Here is a 19,630-nt window from a genome sequence, read left to right on the forward strand (position 1 = left end):
TTGGGCTGGTCATAGGTAACAAGTTCGAGAAAGCAAAATTGAGAGACATGGATTCATCACAACTGAACTGGATTACCGGTTACATCTGGGGGATAGCCGATGATGTTCTCAGGGACCTTTATGTCCGTGGCAAATATCGTGATGTCATCTTGCCCATGACAGTATTACGGAGGCTTGACGCAGTATTAGAACCGACCAAGCAGGCAGTGCTTGATATGAAAAAGAATCTAGACGAAGCAGGCATTACAAATCAGGATGCCGCATTACGTCAGGCCAGCGGCCAAGCGTTTTATAACACATCCAAATTCACGCTCCGCGATCTACGGTCTCGAGCCAGCCAGCAACAACTCAAGGCCGATTTCGTGGACTATCTCGATGGCTTTTCTTCCAACGTGCAGGACATCCTGGAGAACTTCGAATTCCGTAACCAGATTTCGCGCCTATCGAAAGCCGATGTCCTCGGCACGCTCATTGAGAAACTGCTCTCGCCAGAAATTAACCTCAGCCCCAATCCCGTGCTGGCCGGAGATGGATCGATCAAACATGTGGGACTCGATAACCACGCGATGGGGACCATCTTTGAAGATCTGGTTCGTAAATTCAACGAAGAAAACAACGAGGAAGCGGGGGAACACTGGACTCCGCGCGATGCCGTCAAACTGATGTCCAGGCTGATCTTCCTGCCGATCGCCAACGATATCGAATCGGGCACGTATCTGCTCTACGACGGAGCCTGCGGCACCGGGGGCATGTTAACAGTTGCTGAAGATATGCTGACCGAGTTGGCCGAAGCTCATGGCAAACAGGTAGCTACCCACCTCTATGGTCAAGAGATCAACGCTGAAACTTACGCCATCTGTAAGGCCGATCTGCTGCTTAAGGGGGAAGGCGAGGCAGCGGACAATATCATCGGTGGACCTGAGTACTCCACCCTCTCCAATGATACATTTCGCTCCCGCGAATTCGACTTCATGCTCTCTAATCCGCCATATGGTAAAAGTTGGAAGAGCGATCAGGAACGGATGGGCGGAAAAACAGGGATTAAAGATTCACGTTTTATCACCGAGCATGCTGGCGATCCCGAGTTTTCTTTGGTGACCCGCTCGAGTGACGGTCAGATGCTGTTTCTGGCTAACATGGTTTCCAAGATGAAGCACGGAACCGAAATGGGGAGTCGGATTGCGGAAGTCCATAACGGCTCGTCGCTGTTCACCGGTGATGCTGGTCAGGGGGAAAGCAACATCCGCCGCTGGATCATTGAGAATGACTGGCTTGAAGCGATCGTCGCGCTACCGCTGAACATGTTCTACAATACTGGTATCGCAACCTACATTTGGGTGCTTTCGAACCGCAAGCCCCAGCATCGACAGGGTAAGATACAATTGATCGAAGCCACAAAGTGGTTCAAGCCGCTACGCAAGAATATGGGCATGAAAAACTGTGAGTTTTCCGAAGACGACATTCAGCGGATTTGCGACACATTCCTGGACTTCTCAGAATCCGAACAATCAAAAATCTTCTCTAACGAAGCATTCGGTTACTGGAAGGTTACTGTTGAACGCCCCTTACGCCTGTCGGTAGACCTTTCTGCTGAGAACTGCAAACAGTTCAGAAAAACCTGTAGAGACACTAAGGACATCGAGTTATCCGAAGTGATCGACCGCGTATCAAAATTGCTGGGTAAAGGTCCGCACCTCAACTTCAACACCTTCATGGATGCTGTTGAAAAAGATGCTAAAGAGAATGGAGTGAAGCTGACCGCCAAGCGAAAGAAGCTACTGCAAACCGAACTCGCCCAGCGAGAAGAACAAGCTGATCCCGTCATCAAAAAAGTGCACAAGAAAGGAAAAGCCAAGGCAGACCCGATTCGTGGACTGTTCCCCAACCCTGTTGGCGACAAAAAGCTTGTTCTCGAATACGAAACTGACAGTGACCTCCGCGATTCCGAGCAGGTCCCCTTACTCGAAGATGGTGGCATCGAAGCCTTCATCAGTCGGGAAGTATTACCTCATGTACCGGATGCCTGGTTTGATGAAAATTCAATCAAGGTTGGCTACGAAATCAGTTTCAATCGCTACTTTTACAAACCACAGCCGCTACGACCATTGGAGGATATACGTAGCGACATCCTGGCCCTGGAGAAAGAAACGGAAGGGCTACTAGTCGAAATTATCGGAGGTGAGATGTGAGTCAAGAACACCGATTATGCGCAGAGATTTACGCACGACTCTTTTCACATGTGGATCAAAGTAAACGAATCGCAATTAGTCCCGATGGAAAGGCCCATCTTCCTGGATTTCCAAATCTACCTATCCCAGACCTCTGCATCACTTTCAAGGGTAAAGCAGAACAACGAATTGAAGCGAAACTGCTTGAAGATGAATTACGACGAATCAAAATTCAACCCAACCAGAGAACCCATTGGTTTAATGCTGACTGCGAAGTCACACCCCATTTTTGGTTGATCGCAACAACTAGTTTAGATCAATGTTGGCTACTAGATCACGAGTTTGTTTCCGAACGTATGGCTACAAAGATCGGAGAAAACATCAAGCTAAACCTCTGGCCCAATATGAAACCGCCAAAGGCAAAGTCATTGGATGAAATAAGTTCCTTTATCCTGAGCCAGTCAATCCCAGTCGAAATTATTGGGGAAGGGAAGTAACTGTGAAAGACGCACAGAAACCAGATCATGCCAGCCTGAGCACAATCATTTCGCGTCTCAAGGAAGGTCGCTTTGTCATCCCAGATTTCCAGCGAGACTTCGAATGGGAGCCGAAAGACATTCGTGATCTCATGCGTTCCATCTTTCTTGATTATTACATCGGCAGCCTGCTGTTATGGAAAGGAAAGGAGGAGAACTTCGAGGCTCTTTCCTGCGAACCGATTTACGGTTTCGAGGGCCAACTCTCACGCGAACACATTGTGCTCGACGGTCAGCAGCGTCTAACCGCGATGTACTACGCCTTCCTCGCCCCCGACGAACCGCTGCCAAATCGCGCGAACCGCTACGTGTATTATGTTCGCGTTGACAAACTGATGGCCGAGGAGCACGACCGGTCATTCGATTACGCCTGGACGAAGAATCATGTCCACAAAATCCTGACCGACCAGACACATCAGTTCGCCGAAAACATTTTCCCGTTGTCCATTGTCGGGGCTGGTGGATGGGATCTGCCGAACTGGATGCAGGGCTATCAGAAGTATTGGGAGTCACAACTCATCCTGGCGACAGACGCAGGAGATCAGGAAGCCGTCGAAACCGCACAGCTTCGCATTGAAGATGCCAAACAGTTTGGTGAAATTCTGCTGGGCATCACGCAGCAGTATCAGGTTTCGTACATCGAGCTGGACAAAGACCTAGCCGTCGACAAGGTGTGCGACATCTTCACTCAGATCAACAGTAAGGGTGTGCAACTTGACGTCTTCGATCTTGTCAATGCGCTGCTAAAGCCGAAAGGGCTGCAACTCAGACACATGTTTCGAGACGTCAAACCCCGCCTGGAGTTTGTCGATACGCCCCGTATGAACGTCTACGTATTACAGGTCATGTCGATCCTCGCACAAGGATACTGTTCTCCGAAGTACCTCTACTACCTGCTCCCTGGCCAGAAGAAGCAGATTCGTGGGAAGGACGGAACCCGCAAAACGGAAATACTGGTTACTAACATTCAGGATTTTGAAAAACGCTGGGACGTGGCCGTCAATGCTCTGGAGAACACCATTAAGCTCTTACGCCATCCGCAAGAGTTTGGTGGCATCTCCTCCAACTACTTGCCCTACGTCTCGATTCTCCCGGCATTCGCAGCGATCCAGTCTCATGTAAAGTCTTTACCAGCTCAAGAACGACTCTCCGCCCAGCGCAAAATTCGTCACTGGTACTGGGCCAGCGTGTTTAATAACCGGTATTCTGGGTCCGTCGAATCGACCAGTGCCCGCGATTTTCTCGACGTCAAGGAATGGATCAAGGACGATGCATCCGAGCCAAGCCTCATTCTGGAGTTCAAATCGCGGTTCAGGAATCTGGATCTGCGAAATGAAATCCGTCGCGGCACGTCGGTCTATAACGGCATCTTTAATCTGCTCGTTTTGCAGGGTGCTCGAGATTGGATGACCGGCAACGTGCCGCAGCACGATGACCTCGACGATCATCACATCGTCCCCACATCATGGGGAGCCAAGAATCTTTCGGGCGAGTCCGTTCACACCATCTTGAACCGGACACCGTTGTCAGCCGAGACGAATCGACATGTCATCAACGATCAGCTTCCTAACGAGTATTTGCCGCAGATGATCAAGTCGAATGGTGAAACGACTGTTCGAGCGATCCTCGAATCACATTTTATTTCGCCAGTGTCCCAGGCTATCTTGCTACGTGACCCATTCACACCTGATGACTTCGAGGAGTTCATCGCCGAACGCCAGAAGACTCTCCAAGAGGCAATTGAGAACCTGCTGATCAAAGAACGACTCGATCTGCCACCACAGTTACGGGAGTTAGACGAGAACGTCGAGCAGGTCGAATTGGCACTGCGGAAAGCGATCCTGTCGGCACTAGATTGTGATGCCAGCAAGCTCCCGCAACATGTCACCCAAAAAGTGAATGAACGCATCCAAAAGGCCAGCAAGAAGAACGCAGCAATGGACATCAAGGAGTATGACACCCTTTACGGTAAGCTGGAATACTTCGATCTGCGTGAATTACAGGGCACCATCACCGGAAAGTCGACGTGGATGCTGTTTGAGCAGCAATTTGCCAATAAGGAAACGTTGGCGGGGAAATTCGACCAATTGGCGGAACTGCGAAACGGAATCCGTCACAGTCGCACGGTCGATGAAGTCACCCGCAAGGAAGGCGAAGCCGCAATCCTCTGGTTCGAGAAGGTGCTTGGATTATGATCGATGGTCTGAAACCATATAGCGACTATAAGGACTCTGCACTCCCCTGGCTTGGAAAGATTCCCGCACACTGGACAGAGAAGCGAGCAAAATACTTCTATCGCGAGGTCGACGAAAGATCAACAACTGGTACTGAAGAGTTACTATCAGTCTCTCACAAGACCGGCGTCACCCCGCGTCCCAAACACGTCACGATGTTCAAAGCGGAGTCTAATATTGGACACAAGATTTGTCGCTCAGAAGACCTAGTGATCAACACCATGTGGGCCTTCATGGCTGCACTTGGAGTATCACGGCAAGTTGGCGTCGTCAGTCCATCTTACGGTGTTTATCGCCCTATTCGAATGGGTGAACTTCACCCTCAATACATTGATCGTTTACTCAGAATAGAAGCCTACAAATCAGAGTATCTCTGTCGCTCTACGGGCATCCGTGCCTCAAGATTGCGTCTCTATCCGGACGAGTTTCTTAGAATTCCGATTCTGTCCCCACCACCAGAGGAACAGTCGGCGATTGTGCGGTTTCTGGATCATGCGGATCGGCGGATACGGCGTTACATCCGGGCAAAGCGGAAACTGATTGAGCTGCTGAACGAACAGAAGCAGGCCCTCATCCACCAAGCCGTCACTCGCGGCCTAGATCCCCACATCAAACTCAAACCCTCCGGCGTCAAATGGATCGGCGACGTGCCGGAGCATTGGGAGGTCCAGCGTTGTCGCTATATCTTTCGAGAGGTCGACAAGCGATCGCTTGATGGCTCTGAACTGCATCTTTCAATGAGCCAAAAACTCGGATTAGTACCGAGCCACCAGGTTGATAATCGAACACTGGTTTCGGAGAACTATGCTGGTGGAAAACTCTGTGAAGTCAACGATTTGGTTCTAAATCGGCTCAAAGCGCATCTCGGCGTTTTCTCTCTCGCGCGTAACGATGGAGTGATTAGCCCCGACTACACCGTTTTGCGCGCCATCGACATATGTGGAGTGGAGTATTTTGAGCATCTGTTGAAGTCGCCCGCGTGTCGATATGAGTTGCGTGTTAGAGCAAAGGGGATCGTAGAAGGATTCTGGAGGTTATACACTGACGACTTCTATGATATTCGCCTTCCAGTTCCACCAGCGGAAGAACGAAATCAGATCGTTGCTCGACTAGCAGAAATAGTCGCAGATTGTGAAGTCGTATGCACCAGAGCTGACAGGGAATGTGACCTGCTCCGTGAATATCGAACCCGCCTCATCGCCGACGTCGTAACCGGTAAGCTGGATGTCCGCGAGGCAGCGGCGCAGCTGGATGGACAAGTGGTTGAAGAGCCATCGAAGCGTCGATCCGCCAAACAACCAAACAAGCACTTCTATCGTTCTGTTCTGGCAGCCGAGATCGTTGACCGTCATCAGGGAGAGCGAAGGTTTGGTCGAATCAAGCTCCAGAAGGCACTAGTGCTGGCCGAGTACCATCTGCAACTGACTGAGATTCAAAGTGATCTCAAACGGGCAGCGGCGGGACCGTTTGACAACGCCATGATGCGATCAATCGACGCACAGCTCAAAAAACAAAAATGGTTCGAGGCGTATAAATCGGAAGACGCCGGATACCAATACAAGCCACTGAAAAAACGAGGAAGTCACCAGACCTATTTCGATCGCTATTGGAGCAGCAAACAGGCTGACTTCGACCGCTTAATATCGCTGCTCAAACCGATGCGAACGATTCAGGCTGAGATTGTGGCAACCCTTTATTCCGCATGGAACGACTTCCTGATCGACGGCGAACAGTTTGATGACGACCGATTGGTCGCAGAAGTCCTCACAAACTGGCACCCCAAGAAGGAACGCATCACCCGCAATCGCTGGCACAAAGCGATCCAGTGGATGCGAGACTACGAACTGGTTCCCACCGGCTTCGGTGCCCATACGCAGCAAGCAACGAAGAAGGTGAAGAAATGAATGAACTTCTTTTGAGACTGAATGAAAAAGAAAGAGCTGGAAGCAAACCTCGTTGTCATTGGCTAACGCACGGTCAGGCAGGGATTGCGGAGCGGTTGAATGGATTGCTTGAAGGGCACGGGAGCGTGTCCAGTGATGATATCTGGATGCCCTGCGGATTTGAGCAAATCACCGAGGCTCAGCTTCACAAAACTCCGCATTTGTTGAGCGATGAGCACTGTCAGACTCTGACTCGCTGGTGGCTGGCTGTGGGGGATCAACGGACGCGCACACCTTGTATTGATATTGCTTCTACATGCACGATTGACGATCAGAAAGGGATTCTGATTGTTGAGGCGAAAGCTCACACCTATGAACTAGACAAAGAAGAAGCGGGCAAGTCACAGAAGCCTGATGACAAGCTCAACACTCGACGAAACTTTCTAAGAATCGGTTGTTGCATCGACGAAGCCAATCTTGCACTGTCAGATCAAACAGGACTGTGTTGGAAGCTGTCGCGCGATCACCACTATCAGATGTCCAATCGCTTTGCCTGGGCGTGGAAGTTAACCGAGTTGGGGTATCCCGTAGTCGTCGTCTATCTCGGATTCTTGAACGCTGAAGAAATGCGCAGCGGGCCATCAAAACGACCATTTCTGAGTAACAAGGAATGGGAGACTTGCGTCAAGTCGCACAGCAAGTCTTTGTTTCCTGAAAGTGTCTGGGGTAGCCGACACATTGTCCACGGTCAGCCGTTTATTTCACTCATCAAATCACTTGATATTTCGTACGACTCTCTGATCTCGGAGGCCACATGAAAACGGACACATCCGAACATGGCCTCGAAAGCCTGATCGTCAAATCGCTCACGTCTGCAGGCTGGGCGGCTGGGCTGCCGAGTGATTTCGACCGGGCGTATGCGGTCGATTTGAAGCAACTTCAGCAGTTCATCGAAGCGACTCAGCCGCTGCTAATCGAAGCGTTCGATCTGGAGACCGATGGACCAACCCGCCGTAAGTTTCAGGCTCGGTTACAGGGCGAGATCACCAAACGGGGAACGATCGACGTGTTGCGGAACGGTCTCAAGCACGGACCGCATCATGTGGACCTGTTCTATGGTACTCCGACGCCAGGAAACTCAAAAGCGGAAGAACGATTTGCCGCCAACCGTTTCAGCGTCACCCGGCAACTGCGTTACAGCCAGGACGAAACACAACTGGCCCTCGACCTGGGCCTATTCATCAACGGCTTACCAATCTCTACATTCGAGTTGAAAAACAGCCTCACCAAGCAGACGGTCGAAGATGCAGTCTGGCAGTATAAACGGGACCGCGATCCGCGAGAGCTGTTATTCGAGTTCGGTCGTTGCATAGCTCATTTCGCCGTCGACGATCACGAGGTCCGCTTCTGCACGCATCTGAAAGGGAAATCGTCCTGGTTCCTGCCTTTCAATCAGGGCTACAACGACGGTGCCGGGAATCCACCGAACCCCGAGGGAATCAAAACGGATTACCTGTGGAAGAGGATTCTGACTCCAACCGGGCTGACAAACATCCTGGAGAACTTCGCCCAGGTGGTGAAATCGAAGGATGAAAAGACCGGCCAGAAAAAACGCACGCAAATCTGGCCCCGATTCCACCAGTTGGATGTTGTGCGCAAGTTGCTGACAGACGCCGAAGCACGCGGCATCGGCCAACGGTATTTGATCCAGCACTCAGCCGGGAGCGGTAAGTCCAACTCCATTGCATGGCTGTCTCATCAGTTGATCGGCCTGAAGCATGACGATAAAGAAATCTACGACTCTATTATCGTCATCACCGATCGCCGCATTCTGGACCAGCAGATTCGGGACACGATCAAGCAGTTTGCTCAGGTTGGTGCTACGGTCGGGCATGCGGAACACTCCGGTGATCTGCGATCGTTTATTTCGCACGGCAAGAAAATCATCATTTCGACCGTCCAGAAGTTCCCCTTCATTCTGGATGAAATCGGTAGCGAACACAGAACCCGGAGCTTCGCGATCATCATTGATGAAGCCCACTCCAGCCAGGGAGGTAAAGTCGCAGCAGCGTTGAACGTGGCTCTCTCGGAAGCCGGTGAGGAACAGGAGGACGAAACGACCGAGGACAAAATCAACCGGGTGATGGAAGCCCGCAAACTGCTGCCGAACGCCAGCTATTTCGCCTTTACAGCCACCCCCAAGAACAAAACTCTGGAAATCTTCGGAGAACCATATCCGGAGGATGGCGAGACCAAACACCGCCCCTACCACAGTTATTCGATGAAGCAAGCGACTCAAGAAGGCTTTATCCTGGATGTGTTAAAGTCATACACTCCGGTTTCCAGCTATTATAAACTGGTCAAGGCGATTGATGAAGATCCTCAGTTTGATAAGAAAAAGGCTAAGAAGAAGCTCCGCAAGTATGTCGAAAGCAACGAACATGCAATTCGTCTCAAAGCGGAGATTATAGCCGACCATTTTCACGAACAGGTGATCGGCCTAAAGAAGATCGGTGGCCAAGCACGTGCGATGATTGTAACCAGCGGAATTGAGCGAGCAATCCAATACTTCCACGCCCTCAGTGACTATTTACAGGAACGCAAAAGCCCCTACAAAGCAATTGTCGCGTTCTCTGGCGAACATGAGTACGGCGGCCAGAAAGTGACAGAGGCGTCACTCAACGGGTTCCCCAGCAACAAGATTGCCGACATGATTCAAGAAGATCCATACCGCTTTCTGATCTGCGCCGACAAATTCCAGAACGGTTACGACGAACCACTACTTCACACAATGTACGTCGACAAACCACTATCGAGTATCAAAGCCGTACAGACACTCTCCCGTCTCAACCGGGCACACCCTCAAAAACATGACGTGTTCGTACTTGACTTCATGAACGACACCGACACAATCCAGGAAGCGTTTGCCCGATACTACCGTACCACAATACTGAGTAAAGAGACCGATCCCAATAAACTACACGATTTGAAGAGTGATCTGGACGGGTACCAGATTTACGCCCCAGAAAACGTTGACGAGTTGGTAAGGCTGTATCTGGATGGAGCTGATCGGGACAAGCTAGACCCGATCCTCGATGCCTGCGTGGCCACCTATAGTGAGGATCTGGATGAAGACGGGCAAGTCGAATTTAAAGGGAAGGCAAAGATATTCTGTCGTACCTACGATTTCCTCGCATCAATCCTCCCCTACTCTAACGCGAGTTGGGAACGGCTATCGATCTTCTTGAACTTTCTGGTTCCGAAACTCCCCGCTCCGAAAGAGGAAGACCTCTCAAAGGGAATTCTCGAATCCATCGACATGGACAGTTACCGCATCGAAAAACACGCTGCCATGCAGATTCAGCTTCCAGACGGAAACGCAGAAATTGAACCAGTTCCTACCAGTGGTGTTGGACGCAAGCCGGAACCAGAACTGGACAATCTCTCTAATATCGTTAAAGCCTTCAACGACCAGTTCGGCAACATCACCTGGACCGACGAGGACCGCATCCGCAAACTGATCACAGAGGAGATTCCTGCCAAAGTCGACGCTGATCCGGCCTACCAGAATGCCAAAAAGCAAGGTGACAAAAGCAAGGCCCGTATCGAACACGACGCCGCCCTAAGCCGCGTCATCGTCGGGCTACTCAACGACGACACCGAACTATTCAAACAATACAGCGACAACGAAGGCTTCAAACGCTGGCTGGCTGATACAGTGTTTGGATTAACTTATAACAAAGGGACAGCATGATGACACGATTCGATCCCATTCCGCCAAGCATATGGTCGGAAGGTATTCTCCAAATCCCCCCACGAGTTGTTTGTGATTATCGTTGTGAGTTAGATGCATTGGGTCGCTACGAGAACGCTAGCGGTCAGTCACCTAAGAATCTAATTGGAGGTATCGATGAGCAAGCTACCCATGATCATTTCACATGGAGGTTCGGTGCATCGTGTGTTCGCACTGAATACCTCATGCTCGACCCACGAGGGTTACTCGCACCTGTTTCAACAGATATCTTAAAATGCTTTTCTGAAGGTCGAATAGCGGTACTTGACATCCCTTGTGGTACGGGGCCTGGTATTCTTGGTTTTCTAGGACTTGTTGCTGAACTTCGTGTTCGTGGCTGTTTACCAAAGCAACCCCTGGAGGTTGTTATAACGGCGGGTGATATCTCTGAATCCGCACGTCAACTCTACGATAGCATGCTGAATAAAGCAAAACCATGGCTCAAACACGAGGGAGTTCGAGTCAAATGGAAAACATATTCCTGGGATGCAGGGGATGAACCATCCACTGCAGAACTTGTCGACAACTGGTTTAGTGAGTCTCCTAACTTTGAGGAGCATGTCGTGCTTACCGCTGCTTTTTCAGGAGAGGCAGCCAACAACTTCGAAACTTTTGAAAGATCTTTTAATCACGTCGCCTCTCGTTTGTATAACAAATGTGGCACTATCATCTGGGTAGAGCCCAAGATGAATGATGCAAATAAACTACTCTCTAAACTAACAAACATGTTTAAATCGATATTTCCAAAATGGTTCGGAATTGAGCCAGAACTCGAAGATAAATACAAATGGCAACACCCATTTCGAGAAGACCAACTTAATGGTAGTCTTGTTGTTCTTAGACATAAGCGTCTGGAGGATCATAGTTGACTCCTGAAGTTCAAGTAATCAGAGCATTGAATTCGTGTAGATCGCTACACAAGCCAACATATGTTGGACTACGAGCACTTCTTGACTCCGATTCTGATCGAGATCGACTTACCTGGCTTTGCCAAGTTGCGATGAGAAGAGTTCAAACACGCTCAGAGTGGCGGTATTTCAAATATCGCACATTGAAAGAGATTGAGAAGGACGGAACGCCAACTTACCGCGAATGCATAGCTGGAAGCCCTACGACTCTGATCGCAGAAGCATACGTTCTTTCGATGATGGCACAAGAACAAGCGTTTGCCCCCCCAGCCAACGTATATAGCTATCAATGGCCCCGAAGCGATCGAGGTGGACGGAACTTTCAGTATTATCAGCACGGATTCGCACGAAGAAACTATCGAATCACTGAACTTCTTCGTAAATATCCAAGTCATGTTGCTATAGTTGGTGACATTAGAAGATTCTATCCAAGCGTGAGATGGACATTTCTCGAACCCATAATCCAGAAACGTCTAGCTAAAGTCGAATCAGTATCAGACAGAAGAATTATTGGTAACTTTTTAATGGGAATGAAACCAAACTCAGGATCGGGCATTCCGATCGGAACAGACGTTTCCCATGTATTAGGAAACATAGCTCTTGAAACACTTGATGAGGGTTTAGCGACCGAGTTCGGTGACAGCTATTTCCGATATGTAGATGACATCGTAATTGTTTGTCCCGCAGAGGATAGAGATCGAGTTACTCAAAAAATTCGAAGCTACGTCAGAAACATCGATCTAAAAATGCATGAAGGCAAAGACGATGTCGTCGACTCATCAACATGGGTTTCAAATTGTCCAGTAATTCCTCAAAAACCAGTTTCAGGGTCATTCGAGGCATTACTCCATGATATCTGTATTTATCTTTTTCTCTGGCCCCATTATCTAGAACCTTTGCAGAAAGCGTTCGTATCGGAGGGATTCACAATTCCTTTTGGGAGACTTGTGACTCAATCAAAATATCGTCCTTACAGGCACTTTGCGCGAAGCCTATTACGAAAAAATGGGTGGTATGACGTCCCACGTCTTTTTTTAACCAAAGTGCAAGGATTGATTGCTGCCGCAAAAAAAGTCCGCGAGACACTCATCTCAACTCTTCGCGAGTTAGGAAGCAGAAAAATACCAGCTGAAGGTATGCAACGTCGTTGGTTTGTTCAACAATGCAGATATAACATCAATCGGCTTCTCTATCTATTTAGCCCAGCTGAGTATTCTAAGCTCCTGGAGAAGATCCCTGATGGTCAAGAGTTCGCAGAATACCGCATTCTCTTAGGCGTATTAATCTCAAGTGATGTTACAGATATACTCCAACTCCCGGGGCACGTACTCGCAACATTCTGCGAACTTGCTTCGGAACAGAATCCTCCAGAGATTCCAGTGACAATAGCTGACTTAAGGGATCGTAGCATTGCTGAAAGCGTCACAATGCTTGCACTTTACTTTGGATGGAAGGTGCCCGATTCACAGAGTACCAATATGTTTCGTGGAAGTAAGATGCTACTAGAAATCTGTAGTGGTGGTATCTCAAGAGATAATCTTCCTGATGAAATGTCATACCTTGACGAATTGGAACTCCTATATCGTGATGTACCTCAGGCGCACCTTGCAAAACTGGCCCGTACTCGCTTTGCAGAAGGAGAAGAAATCGGATTAGAAGGGCTTTTGCTAGGAGGCGGTTATGGAGTTAGTTAAAGTATCTGCAATGTCGATAGCAAATTATGAACTGTTCAGAATTCTCAAATCCCTGATGCAGGCTGCTTTCATATAATCATCTCCCATTCCCTCTATGATTCTTGTCTACCTTGCTCAATCGTTAATTCCCCAAAGTTTACTCTTCAAGCGATCTAAGTACTTATTGGATTGGATAAGAACATCTTGCTGTATCGAAGAAATATTTTTGGGCCTTTAATATTGACGTTTTCTTACAACTTGTAATGACGCCGCCCAGAAGCATCTTACTTTAATTTCGTACTTTTTCCTCTCAATGTCGGCTTCTTGCGTGAATGGTGAAGGCAGGAAGGATATAATGGCCTCATCACGCTTACTAGTGAACCTAAAACCAGTAACCCGATAACTAAGGAAAAGTATAATAATGGAAGATGTAAGAGGGGCTCTCTGGACTCAGAGATAGCAATTCTAATCCTAAGGGTGTATGAAATGAAAGCTGAAATGCTCAAGAGACTTGTCCGAGCAATTGCAAAAGGATCACAGGACGACCTGGATCGTCTGGCTGATCTAATCGTTGAATCTGAGCGTAAAAGCGGGCATGTCCGTTTAGCAGGACAACTTGAATCGATTCTCGATGACAGATCAAAGAAGGAACATCCTAGCCGAAACAGCATCGATTCGGATCGTACTATTCGGGAACTGCCGATTAGTCGTCGCCATCGCGAGATGCTGGTCAGTTTTATTCCGCACAATGCTCTCGAACATCACATCGTCCTGCGACCAGATATTGATGAACGTTTTGAGAGGATTGAGAAAGAATTCGCAGCTCGTGAAAGACTGTCTGCCTATGGACTTAATCCACGCAAAAAAGTCCTACTCTATGGTCCTCCTGGTTGCGGAAAGACTCTGGGAGCCAAACGTATCGCCTGGAACACCGGTTTGCCGTTGATGAAGATAAGGTTCGATGCCTTGGTCTCGTCATACTTTGGTGAGTCTGCATCGAACCTTCGGGCTGTATTTGACGCTGCTCGGGAACAACCTTGTGTGCTACTTCTCGATGAGTGCGACTTCATAGCTCGTTCACGTATAACGTCGAAGGATATTGGTGAGGTAGCCAGAATCGTCAATACGCTTTTGCAGTTGATGGAGGAATATGATGCTCCAGGGCTGTTAATCGCTACTACGAATATAGAATCATCATTGGATGAAGCTCTGTTTCGTCGATTCGACGATGTGTTCCAAGTCCCCATTCCAGGTAAGGAAGAGATTCGAAAGCTGCTATCATTAACACTATCCAGTATAGAACAATCAAAGTCCATTAATTGGAACAAAGTAGTCGAACAGCTTGAGGGAGTGTCAGCAGCACATGTCGTTCGAGTTGCCCAAGCAGCTGCTAAAGCTGTGGTGCTATGCGGCGAGCGTATCGTCAAACAAAAACACTTTGAAGTAGCTATCTCTGAACTTAAGAGCCCCAACGAGACTGCCTGATGAAGTAGGAATCGATGCCAAACGGACATAATTTTCAACATCTTCCGTTGCTTCGTCGGGAAAGTGGCCCAGCACAATTGGGACGCCCACCTCGCGAATCACAGAAAACACGAGACAATAAGTCAGACCGGACTAGTCACAGTGGTAACCTGTTTGGCAGTGCATTCTCAGTCTCAAATACACGAAAATCAGTTGAAACCGACAGAGTAGCCAAATCATTCCCTGATCTCCAAGCCGGACTTGCGCTTCTCCTCCAAATCGACACAAGTCTCGATGTTGATAAACTTCGACGACTCTTTGACTTTGAGATCGTGGCTGAGGAAGAAGACGGCTATGTCATCGTAGCAAGTGAAGATATTGATCTTGTAAAGTTCAATAAAGCGGTAGCTGGATTTGCTGGTTCCGTGCATGGCACCGGCATTGTTGCAAGTATTCATCGCCTCGACGAAGATCCAGATCAGAATCTTCGACTTCAACTGATTCTTTCCGAGACCCTGTATGAGTTATGGCCTAACATAGATGAAACAGCAGTTTATCAAGTTGACATCGGAGTCACATGCCTGGGAATCAAACAAATCCCGGATGAACCCCAGAAAAGGAAACGTGAATCGGATGTTGAATTTGCTCGACGCCAAAGTGAATGGTCGAATAATCGCATAGAAGTTTACGACTCGTGGTACGATCTACAGGATGAACGTACTCAAGAAGTGAGCCGCATAATCGTTAATGGTTATGGTGGCTCAATCGATAGCATTCAACATGATGAACCAGCAATTTCGCTGCCTGACAGTTTTACAATGCGAATACAGGTCAATGGAAAAGGGCTGAAAGACTTCGTGTTCAACTACCCTTACCTGTTTGAAGTTGTCGAACCGGATAACATCTCGTTGACAAGGAGCAAGGCGGAACCAGGAGAAGAAGTCGAACCTAATCAGATAACTGCACCACCAACAGGCGCTCCTGCCGTATGCATAATTGATAGTGGCATACAAGAAGAGCATGTGTTGCTTGAACCATCCATAGATAAAGAATCGTCCCACTGCTTTCTACCACCGCCTGAATCTCCAACTGACGTCGCTGATCATGTCTGGCCTGCTGGTCACGGGACTCGTGTTGCTGGAGCCGTCCAATATGGAGAACAAGTTAAGCGAGATGGGCCCTATCAACTTCCGTTCTGGATTCAAAATGCCAGAATACTAGATGCCGAAGCATCTCTTCCATATTCGCTTATGCCCGCAGCTGTAATCCGTGCAGTGATAGAACGATATCACTACGGCCCACGTCAAACAAGAATCTTCAATCATTCAATAAATGCTGACTGCCACTGTCGACTGAGGCATATGTCAGCTTGGGCCGCTGAAATCGACATGCTCTGTCATCAGTTTGATATTATGATTGTACAAACGGCTGGAAATCTTCGGGAAAGAGCGCATGTTCCAAGCGCTGGAATTCTCGACCATCTTGATGCAGGACGATTATATCCATATTACTTAGTTGAAAGATCATCGCGAGTCGCGAATCCAGGACAAAGCTTTCAGGCTCTGACTGTTGGCTCAGTCGCATATCAAATGTATGAGTCCTCAGGATGGAAGAGCTTTGCAACTCAACCAGGGCATCCGTCGAGCTTTAGTCGATCTGGATTCGGTATTTGGAATGTCATTAAGCCTGAGGTTGTTGAGTTTGGTGGCGATGATCTACAATCTCCGGGATCACAAACACTACTTGGTAATCCTTCGGAAGGACGAGCATGTTATCCAGAACTAGTAAGATCGACCATGCATCCACCAGGACCTGCGTATGACAGAGACGAGGTTGGAACATCATTCGCTGCCCCCAAAGTCACCCACATCGCTGCCCACTTACAACGTGTTTTGCCAAACGAGCCATGTTTACTTTATAAAACTTTGATTGTGCAATCTGCTCGCTGGCCAGAATGGACGAATACAGACGAAGTGGATACGAATCAGGTCATCCGCACGCTTGGGTACGGTATTCCAGATCTCGAACGAGCAACAACGAATACAGATTACCGTACTACTTTGATTACATCTGGTGAAACAAGCATCAACGCTGGCAACTGTGATCTATATCAAGTTCCTATTCCTGAATCGATGCGACAACCAGGATATGAATATGACATCCTTGTCGAAGTCACATTGTCATATGTTGCCGAGCCACGGAGAACGAGAAGAAACCTACGACGCTATCTTTCAACCTGGGTTGACTGGAAAAGTAGCAAGCTTGGTGAGTCACTTTCTTCATTCCGCTCGCGTGCCCTGAAAGAAGAGGAAGCAGAGGAAAATACAGCAGCAGGAGATACACTGCGATGGAAACTGGCAACACGTACTGATCATGGAGATATTGATGGAGCGAAGAGAAATTCTGGCACTGTGCAGAAGGATTGGGCGATTATAAAATCGTTCCAACTCCCCGAAAATTTTTGTATTGCAATTATGGGACACCAAGGGTGGAGTAAAGATCCTGATTCTGAAGCGAAATACTCGCTTGCCGTGAGCTTTGAAGTCATCGGTCGAGAAATTTCAATTTACGATGATCTTCGGATCGCAGTTGAAGATCTGCAGGTTGAGTTGGAAGCCGAAGTCGAAACTTAAGAGAACCATGACACACTCTTGATTCTACTGCCCTTCAACTTCATTCTCCTCACAAGTACCAAAAGCCGCAAGCATCTCAGAGAATTAGCCCAAGTTTTGTATCCGATCCGTGACCAGAAATCCGTTCTCAGGAACCTGATGGACCTTGCCGATATTATTCAACCATATACCAGGAAGTCACACATTTCCCATCCAGAATAAGTTGCCCCTGATCAGTTTGATCAAATATCTGCAGATCGAAGAGCTGGCGCGACGTTTTCTATGGCGGAAACCAGTGATCACCTTTCCGATATTGGGAGGCATAAAGTGAACACCAGCCTTATAATAAAATCTACGACATCGTCTCCATGGAACGTATTTATATGTGAATTACTTCGCGTTCTTTGATCGAGTTCTTCATCCATCCGATCGTTTAGCCAACGACTCAGTTGTCGATTGAAACACAGAAACAGAGTGCTGAGGTCGGAGAGTGCATATTTGACAGCCCGCCAAAGGCCGAGCACTGTCTATCCGGTGCCAGCATATCCTCGGACTGCAAGCCGCTGATTTTCGCTTAATCCGTCGAGTACTAATTGCAGCTGAATGGTTAATGTGACCAGTTGTCCTTAATCTTTTTCCAAATCTTGCCATTTTGCAGTCATCAAACCAAAAACGGGTCGCAAATGCTGTCGACAGATCCGCGTTGCACCTGGACTGATCGACGGATTCTTACAACAATTCCTTCGTTTAAATGCACCTTTAACTACTCACCCCATGTAGTCAAGATAGTCAGCAAGAAATACGATACTGGGGTCCCCTTGGTTCGGAAGCACACCTTTGTTGGTTTGATCAAGAAAACAAACCGCATTTTCGAAGCACCCTCCATACCAGGAAGGTAGATCATCAATCTTTGTCATCCTACTTTCAGCTCGATTCTGGGAACTTCATTGTGTTTGACCAGTTTCATTTTTAGAAGCAGGTCAAACATGTCGATGTCGATTAGATAGACGGGATACGCACTTCAATGTGCACCGCCTGACACATCGACATTTTCAGGTACTGTATACAGCACACCACTGATGAAATCATTTTGTTATCGTGCATTCTCCGAATATCTCAATTGCCTGCTTCACTATCAAAGGCGGTAGACGCTGTTTGTCCACTACGTACCATCCCCAAAGGTCTGCCGAGTCTTCCTTACATCCAGCAGCCTTGTAAGCTGCGTCGTGAATCGCCTTGTGCTCCTCAGCTGTGAACACCTTTCCATCAGCAGGCTTCCTGGAAAGATATTCTTCTTGCAGTTTGATACGAATTTTGTTCTGCGGTGTTTTTGTACCAGTGACTATGCAAGCTGAAATCGCGTTTTTCTGGAATGCTTCTGTCACGAATTTCGAAACTATCAGATGAGAATAAAACTTCTCGCAGCCATCAATCGCGGCAGATGGAAAAGGGATTAAGACGTATTCTTTTTGGCCGAGTAAGTACTTCAGAAGCTTAATGTTTTGTTCGGCGGTACCGCTATAGAAATCCTGAGGCCACTGTTTGAGATAGAGAGCCTTACGATTATTGAAACTCGAATCAAGACCGATAGAATTCATGTAATCTACGACTGATACCGGTTCCGGAGGCTTCGCAGTGCAGCGCTCCGATGAACCGATCAACCAGAATGTCGACACCGCTACTAACAGAACATTTCGTATACTTTTATTCGCCATACTCTTTCCCCATTCACTTCAACCTGGAAAGGTATATTCGACTTGGGTCCACATAGCCGGACTTACCAGGAATACCTTTAAAATACTCGATGTGATCACCGATACCGGCAGTTTTGCTTTGTGAGCTACGGTATTTGAGACCAATCCGTTTACCGCCTTGAACGACCCATTTAAGAAACACTGTACTGTGTCCCGATTTGGTTCGCCAAAACTGGACGAAATCACCAGCCTTTGCATCGTCAAGAGTAACGGCTCCACCAACTCCCAGTTTTTCCATAGCATACTGACATTGCTTTTCTTTGCTTGCGTCATTTGCTCCGTACCAGTTCTGCTGGAAACTGCGGATCTCCGAAACTCTTAAATCTTTGAACAACTCCTTCTCTGACCCTACCTTCATGACAACAGCAAATGTAAATCCGTTGCAGTATGTTTTGTCACCTTTAGACAGAATCCGTTTACCTTTGAATAGTATCTCTTCAGGTGTTCCAGACCCCTTGAATTCCTTATTGTAACCACCACCGTCTTTGTAACTGCGAGCCGCCTTCAGAACATCAGTACTAGTGTTTGAGAGAGCCGAAGCAGGACTGGAAAGCACACAACACGAAAGTACGAGCAGAAATTGTATTTGCCCCATGATTTTGTTC

General features: G+C 48.1%; 13 protein-coding genes. 10 read left to right on the plus strand and 3 right to left on the minus strand.

Annotated features, from left to right (window positions below):
* Positions 1-47: 47 nt before the first annotated feature.
* From V202x_RS14535 to V202x_RS14580, 10 genes are all read left to right on the plus strand, one after another.
* A complete protein-coding gene (locus V202x_RS14535; protein ID WP_145180595.1) occupies positions 48-2,189 on the plus strand; it encodes a class I SAM-dependent DNA methyltransferase in 2,142 nt (713 codons plus the stop codon).
* Positions 2,186-2,665, plus strand: a complete 480-nt coding sequence (locus tag V202x_RS14540; RefSeq protein ID WP_145176171.1) for a hypothetical protein — start codon at positions 2,186-2,188, stop codon at positions 2,663-2,665. Before V202x_RS14535 ends, V202x_RS14540 begins: the two co-directional genes overlap by 4 nt.
* 2 nt (positions 2,666-2,667) lie before the next feature.
* Positions 2,668-4,899, plus strand: a complete 2,232-nt coding sequence (locus tag V202x_RS14545; protein ID WP_145176174.1) for a DUF262 domain-containing protein — start codon at positions 2,668-2,670, stop codon at positions 4,897-4,899.
* Positions 4,896-6,842 carry a restriction endonuclease subunit S gene (locus tag V202x_RS14550; protein WP_145176177.1) on the plus strand — a complete coding sequence of 649 codons (1,947 nt, stop codon included), beginning with the start codon at positions 4,896-4,898 and terminating at the stop codon, positions 6,840-6,842. The genes V202x_RS14545 and V202x_RS14550 overlap by 4 nt, the downstream gene beginning before the upstream one ends.
* Positions 6,839-7,639: a hypothetical protein gene (locus tag V202x_RS14555; RefSeq protein ID WP_145176180.1), complete on the plus strand. Its 801-nt coding sequence runs from the start codon at positions 6,839-6,841 to the stop codon at positions 7,637-7,639. Before V202x_RS14550 ends, V202x_RS14555 begins: the two co-directional genes overlap by 4 nt.
* On the plus strand, positions 7,636-10,575 hold the full coding sequence (locus V202x_RS14560) for a type I restriction endonuclease subunit R (protein ID WP_145176183.1): 2,940 nt from the start codon (positions 7,636-7,638) through the stop codon (positions 10,573-10,575). The genes V202x_RS14555 and V202x_RS14560 overlap by 4 nt, the downstream gene beginning before the upstream one ends.
* Positions 10,572-11,483 (plus strand): class I SAM-dependent methyltransferase, encoded by a 912-nt coding sequence (locus V202x_RS14565; RefSeq protein ID WP_145176186.1) that lies wholly within the window; start codon positions 10,572-10,574, stop codon positions 11,481-11,483. The genes V202x_RS14560 and V202x_RS14565 overlap by 4 nt, the downstream gene beginning before the upstream one ends.
* 131 nt (positions 11,484-11,614) lie before the next feature.
* Positions 11,615-13,216, plus strand: coding sequence for an RNA-directed DNA polymerase (locus V202x_RS14570; RefSeq protein WP_145176189.1), 1,602 nt, complete (start codon positions 11,615-11,617; stop codon positions 13,214-13,216).
* Positions 13,217-13,681: 465 nt separating this feature from the next.
* A complete protein-coding gene (locus V202x_RS14575) occupies positions 13,682-14,680 on the plus strand; it encodes an AAA family ATPase (RefSeq protein WP_145176192.1) in 999 nt (332 codons plus the stop codon).
* Between the two features lie 14 nt (positions 14,681-14,694).
* Entirely contained in the window at positions 14,695-17,292 is a 2,598-nt protein-coding gene (locus V202x_RS14580; protein WP_145176195.1) for a S8 family peptidase, read from the plus strand.
* Positions 17,293-18,038: 746 nt separating this feature from the next.
* Here V202x_RS14580 and V202x_RS27490 read toward each other — a convergent pair.
* The 3 genes from V202x_RS27490 to V202x_RS14590 form a co-directional block, all read right to left on the minus strand.
* The gene (locus tag V202x_RS27490) at positions 18,039-18,188 is read right to left on the minus strand and encodes a hypothetical protein (protein WP_197992876.1); all 150 of its coding nucleotides are present in this window, start codon (positions 18,186-18,188) and stop codon (positions 18,039-18,041) included.
* Between the two features lie 168 nt (positions 18,189-18,356).
* A complete protein-coding gene (locus V202x_RS14585) occupies positions 18,357-18,986 on the minus strand; it encodes a DUF3597 domain-containing protein (RefSeq protein WP_145176198.1) in 630 nt (209 codons plus the stop codon).
* Positions 18,987-18,999: 13 nt separating this feature from the next.
* Positions 19,000-19,620, minus strand: a complete 621-nt coding sequence (locus V202x_RS14590) for a hypothetical protein (RefSeq protein WP_145176201.1) — start codon at positions 19,618-19,620, stop codon at positions 19,000-19,002.
* Positions 19,621-19,630 lie beyond the last annotated feature (10 nt).

Origin of the sequence: Gimesia aquarii (assembly GCF_007748175.1) — a bacterium.
Classification (GTDB): domain Bacteria; phylum Planctomycetota; class Planctomycetia; order Planctomycetales; family Planctomycetaceae; genus Gimesia; species Gimesia aquarii_A.

Bases quoted from the DNA above. Each gene is read 5' to 3' on its own strand.
- V202x_RS27490 (WP_197992876.1), bottom strand. From the start codon at position 18,188: ATGACAAAGATTGATGATCTACCTTCCTGGTATGGAGGGTGCTTCGAA.
- V202x_RS14560 (WP_145176183.1), top strand. From the start codon at position 7,636: ATGAAAACGGACACATCCGAACATGGCCTCGAAAGCCTGATCGTCAAA.
- V202x_RS14590 (WP_145176201.1), bottom strand. From the start codon at position 19,620: ATGGGGCAAATACAATTTCTGCTCGTACTTTCGTGTTGTGTGCTTTCC.
- V202x_RS14580 (WP_145176195.1), top strand. From the start codon at position 14,695: ATGCCAAACGGACATAATTTTCAACATCTTCCGTTGCTTCGTCGGGAA.
- V202x_RS14585 (WP_145176198.1), bottom strand. From the start codon at position 18,986: ATGGCGAATAAAAGTATACGAAATGTTCTGTTAGTAGCGGTGTCGACA.
- V202x_RS14565 (WP_145176186.1), top strand. From the start codon at position 10,572: ATGATGACACGATTCGATCCCATTCCGCCAAGCATATGGTCGGAAGGT.
- V202x_RS14575 (WP_145176192.1), top strand. From the start codon at position 13,682: ATGAAAGCTGAAATGCTCAAGAGACTTGTCCGAGCAATTGCAAAAGGA.
- V202x_RS14535 (WP_145180595.1), top strand. From the start codon at position 48: ATGGATTCATCACAACTGAACTGGATTACCGGTTACATCTGGGGGATA.
- V202x_RS14555 (WP_145176180.1), top strand. From the start codon at position 6,839: ATGAATGAACTTCTTTTGAGACTGAATGAAAAAGAAAGAGCTGGAAGC.
- V202x_RS14550 (WP_145176177.1), top strand. From the start codon at position 4,896: ATGATCGATGGTCTGAAACCATATAGCGACTATAAGGACTCTGCACTC.
- V202x_RS14570 (WP_145176189.1), top strand. From the start codon at position 11,615: ATGAGAAGAGTTCAAACACGCTCAGAGTGGCGGTATTTCAAATATCGC.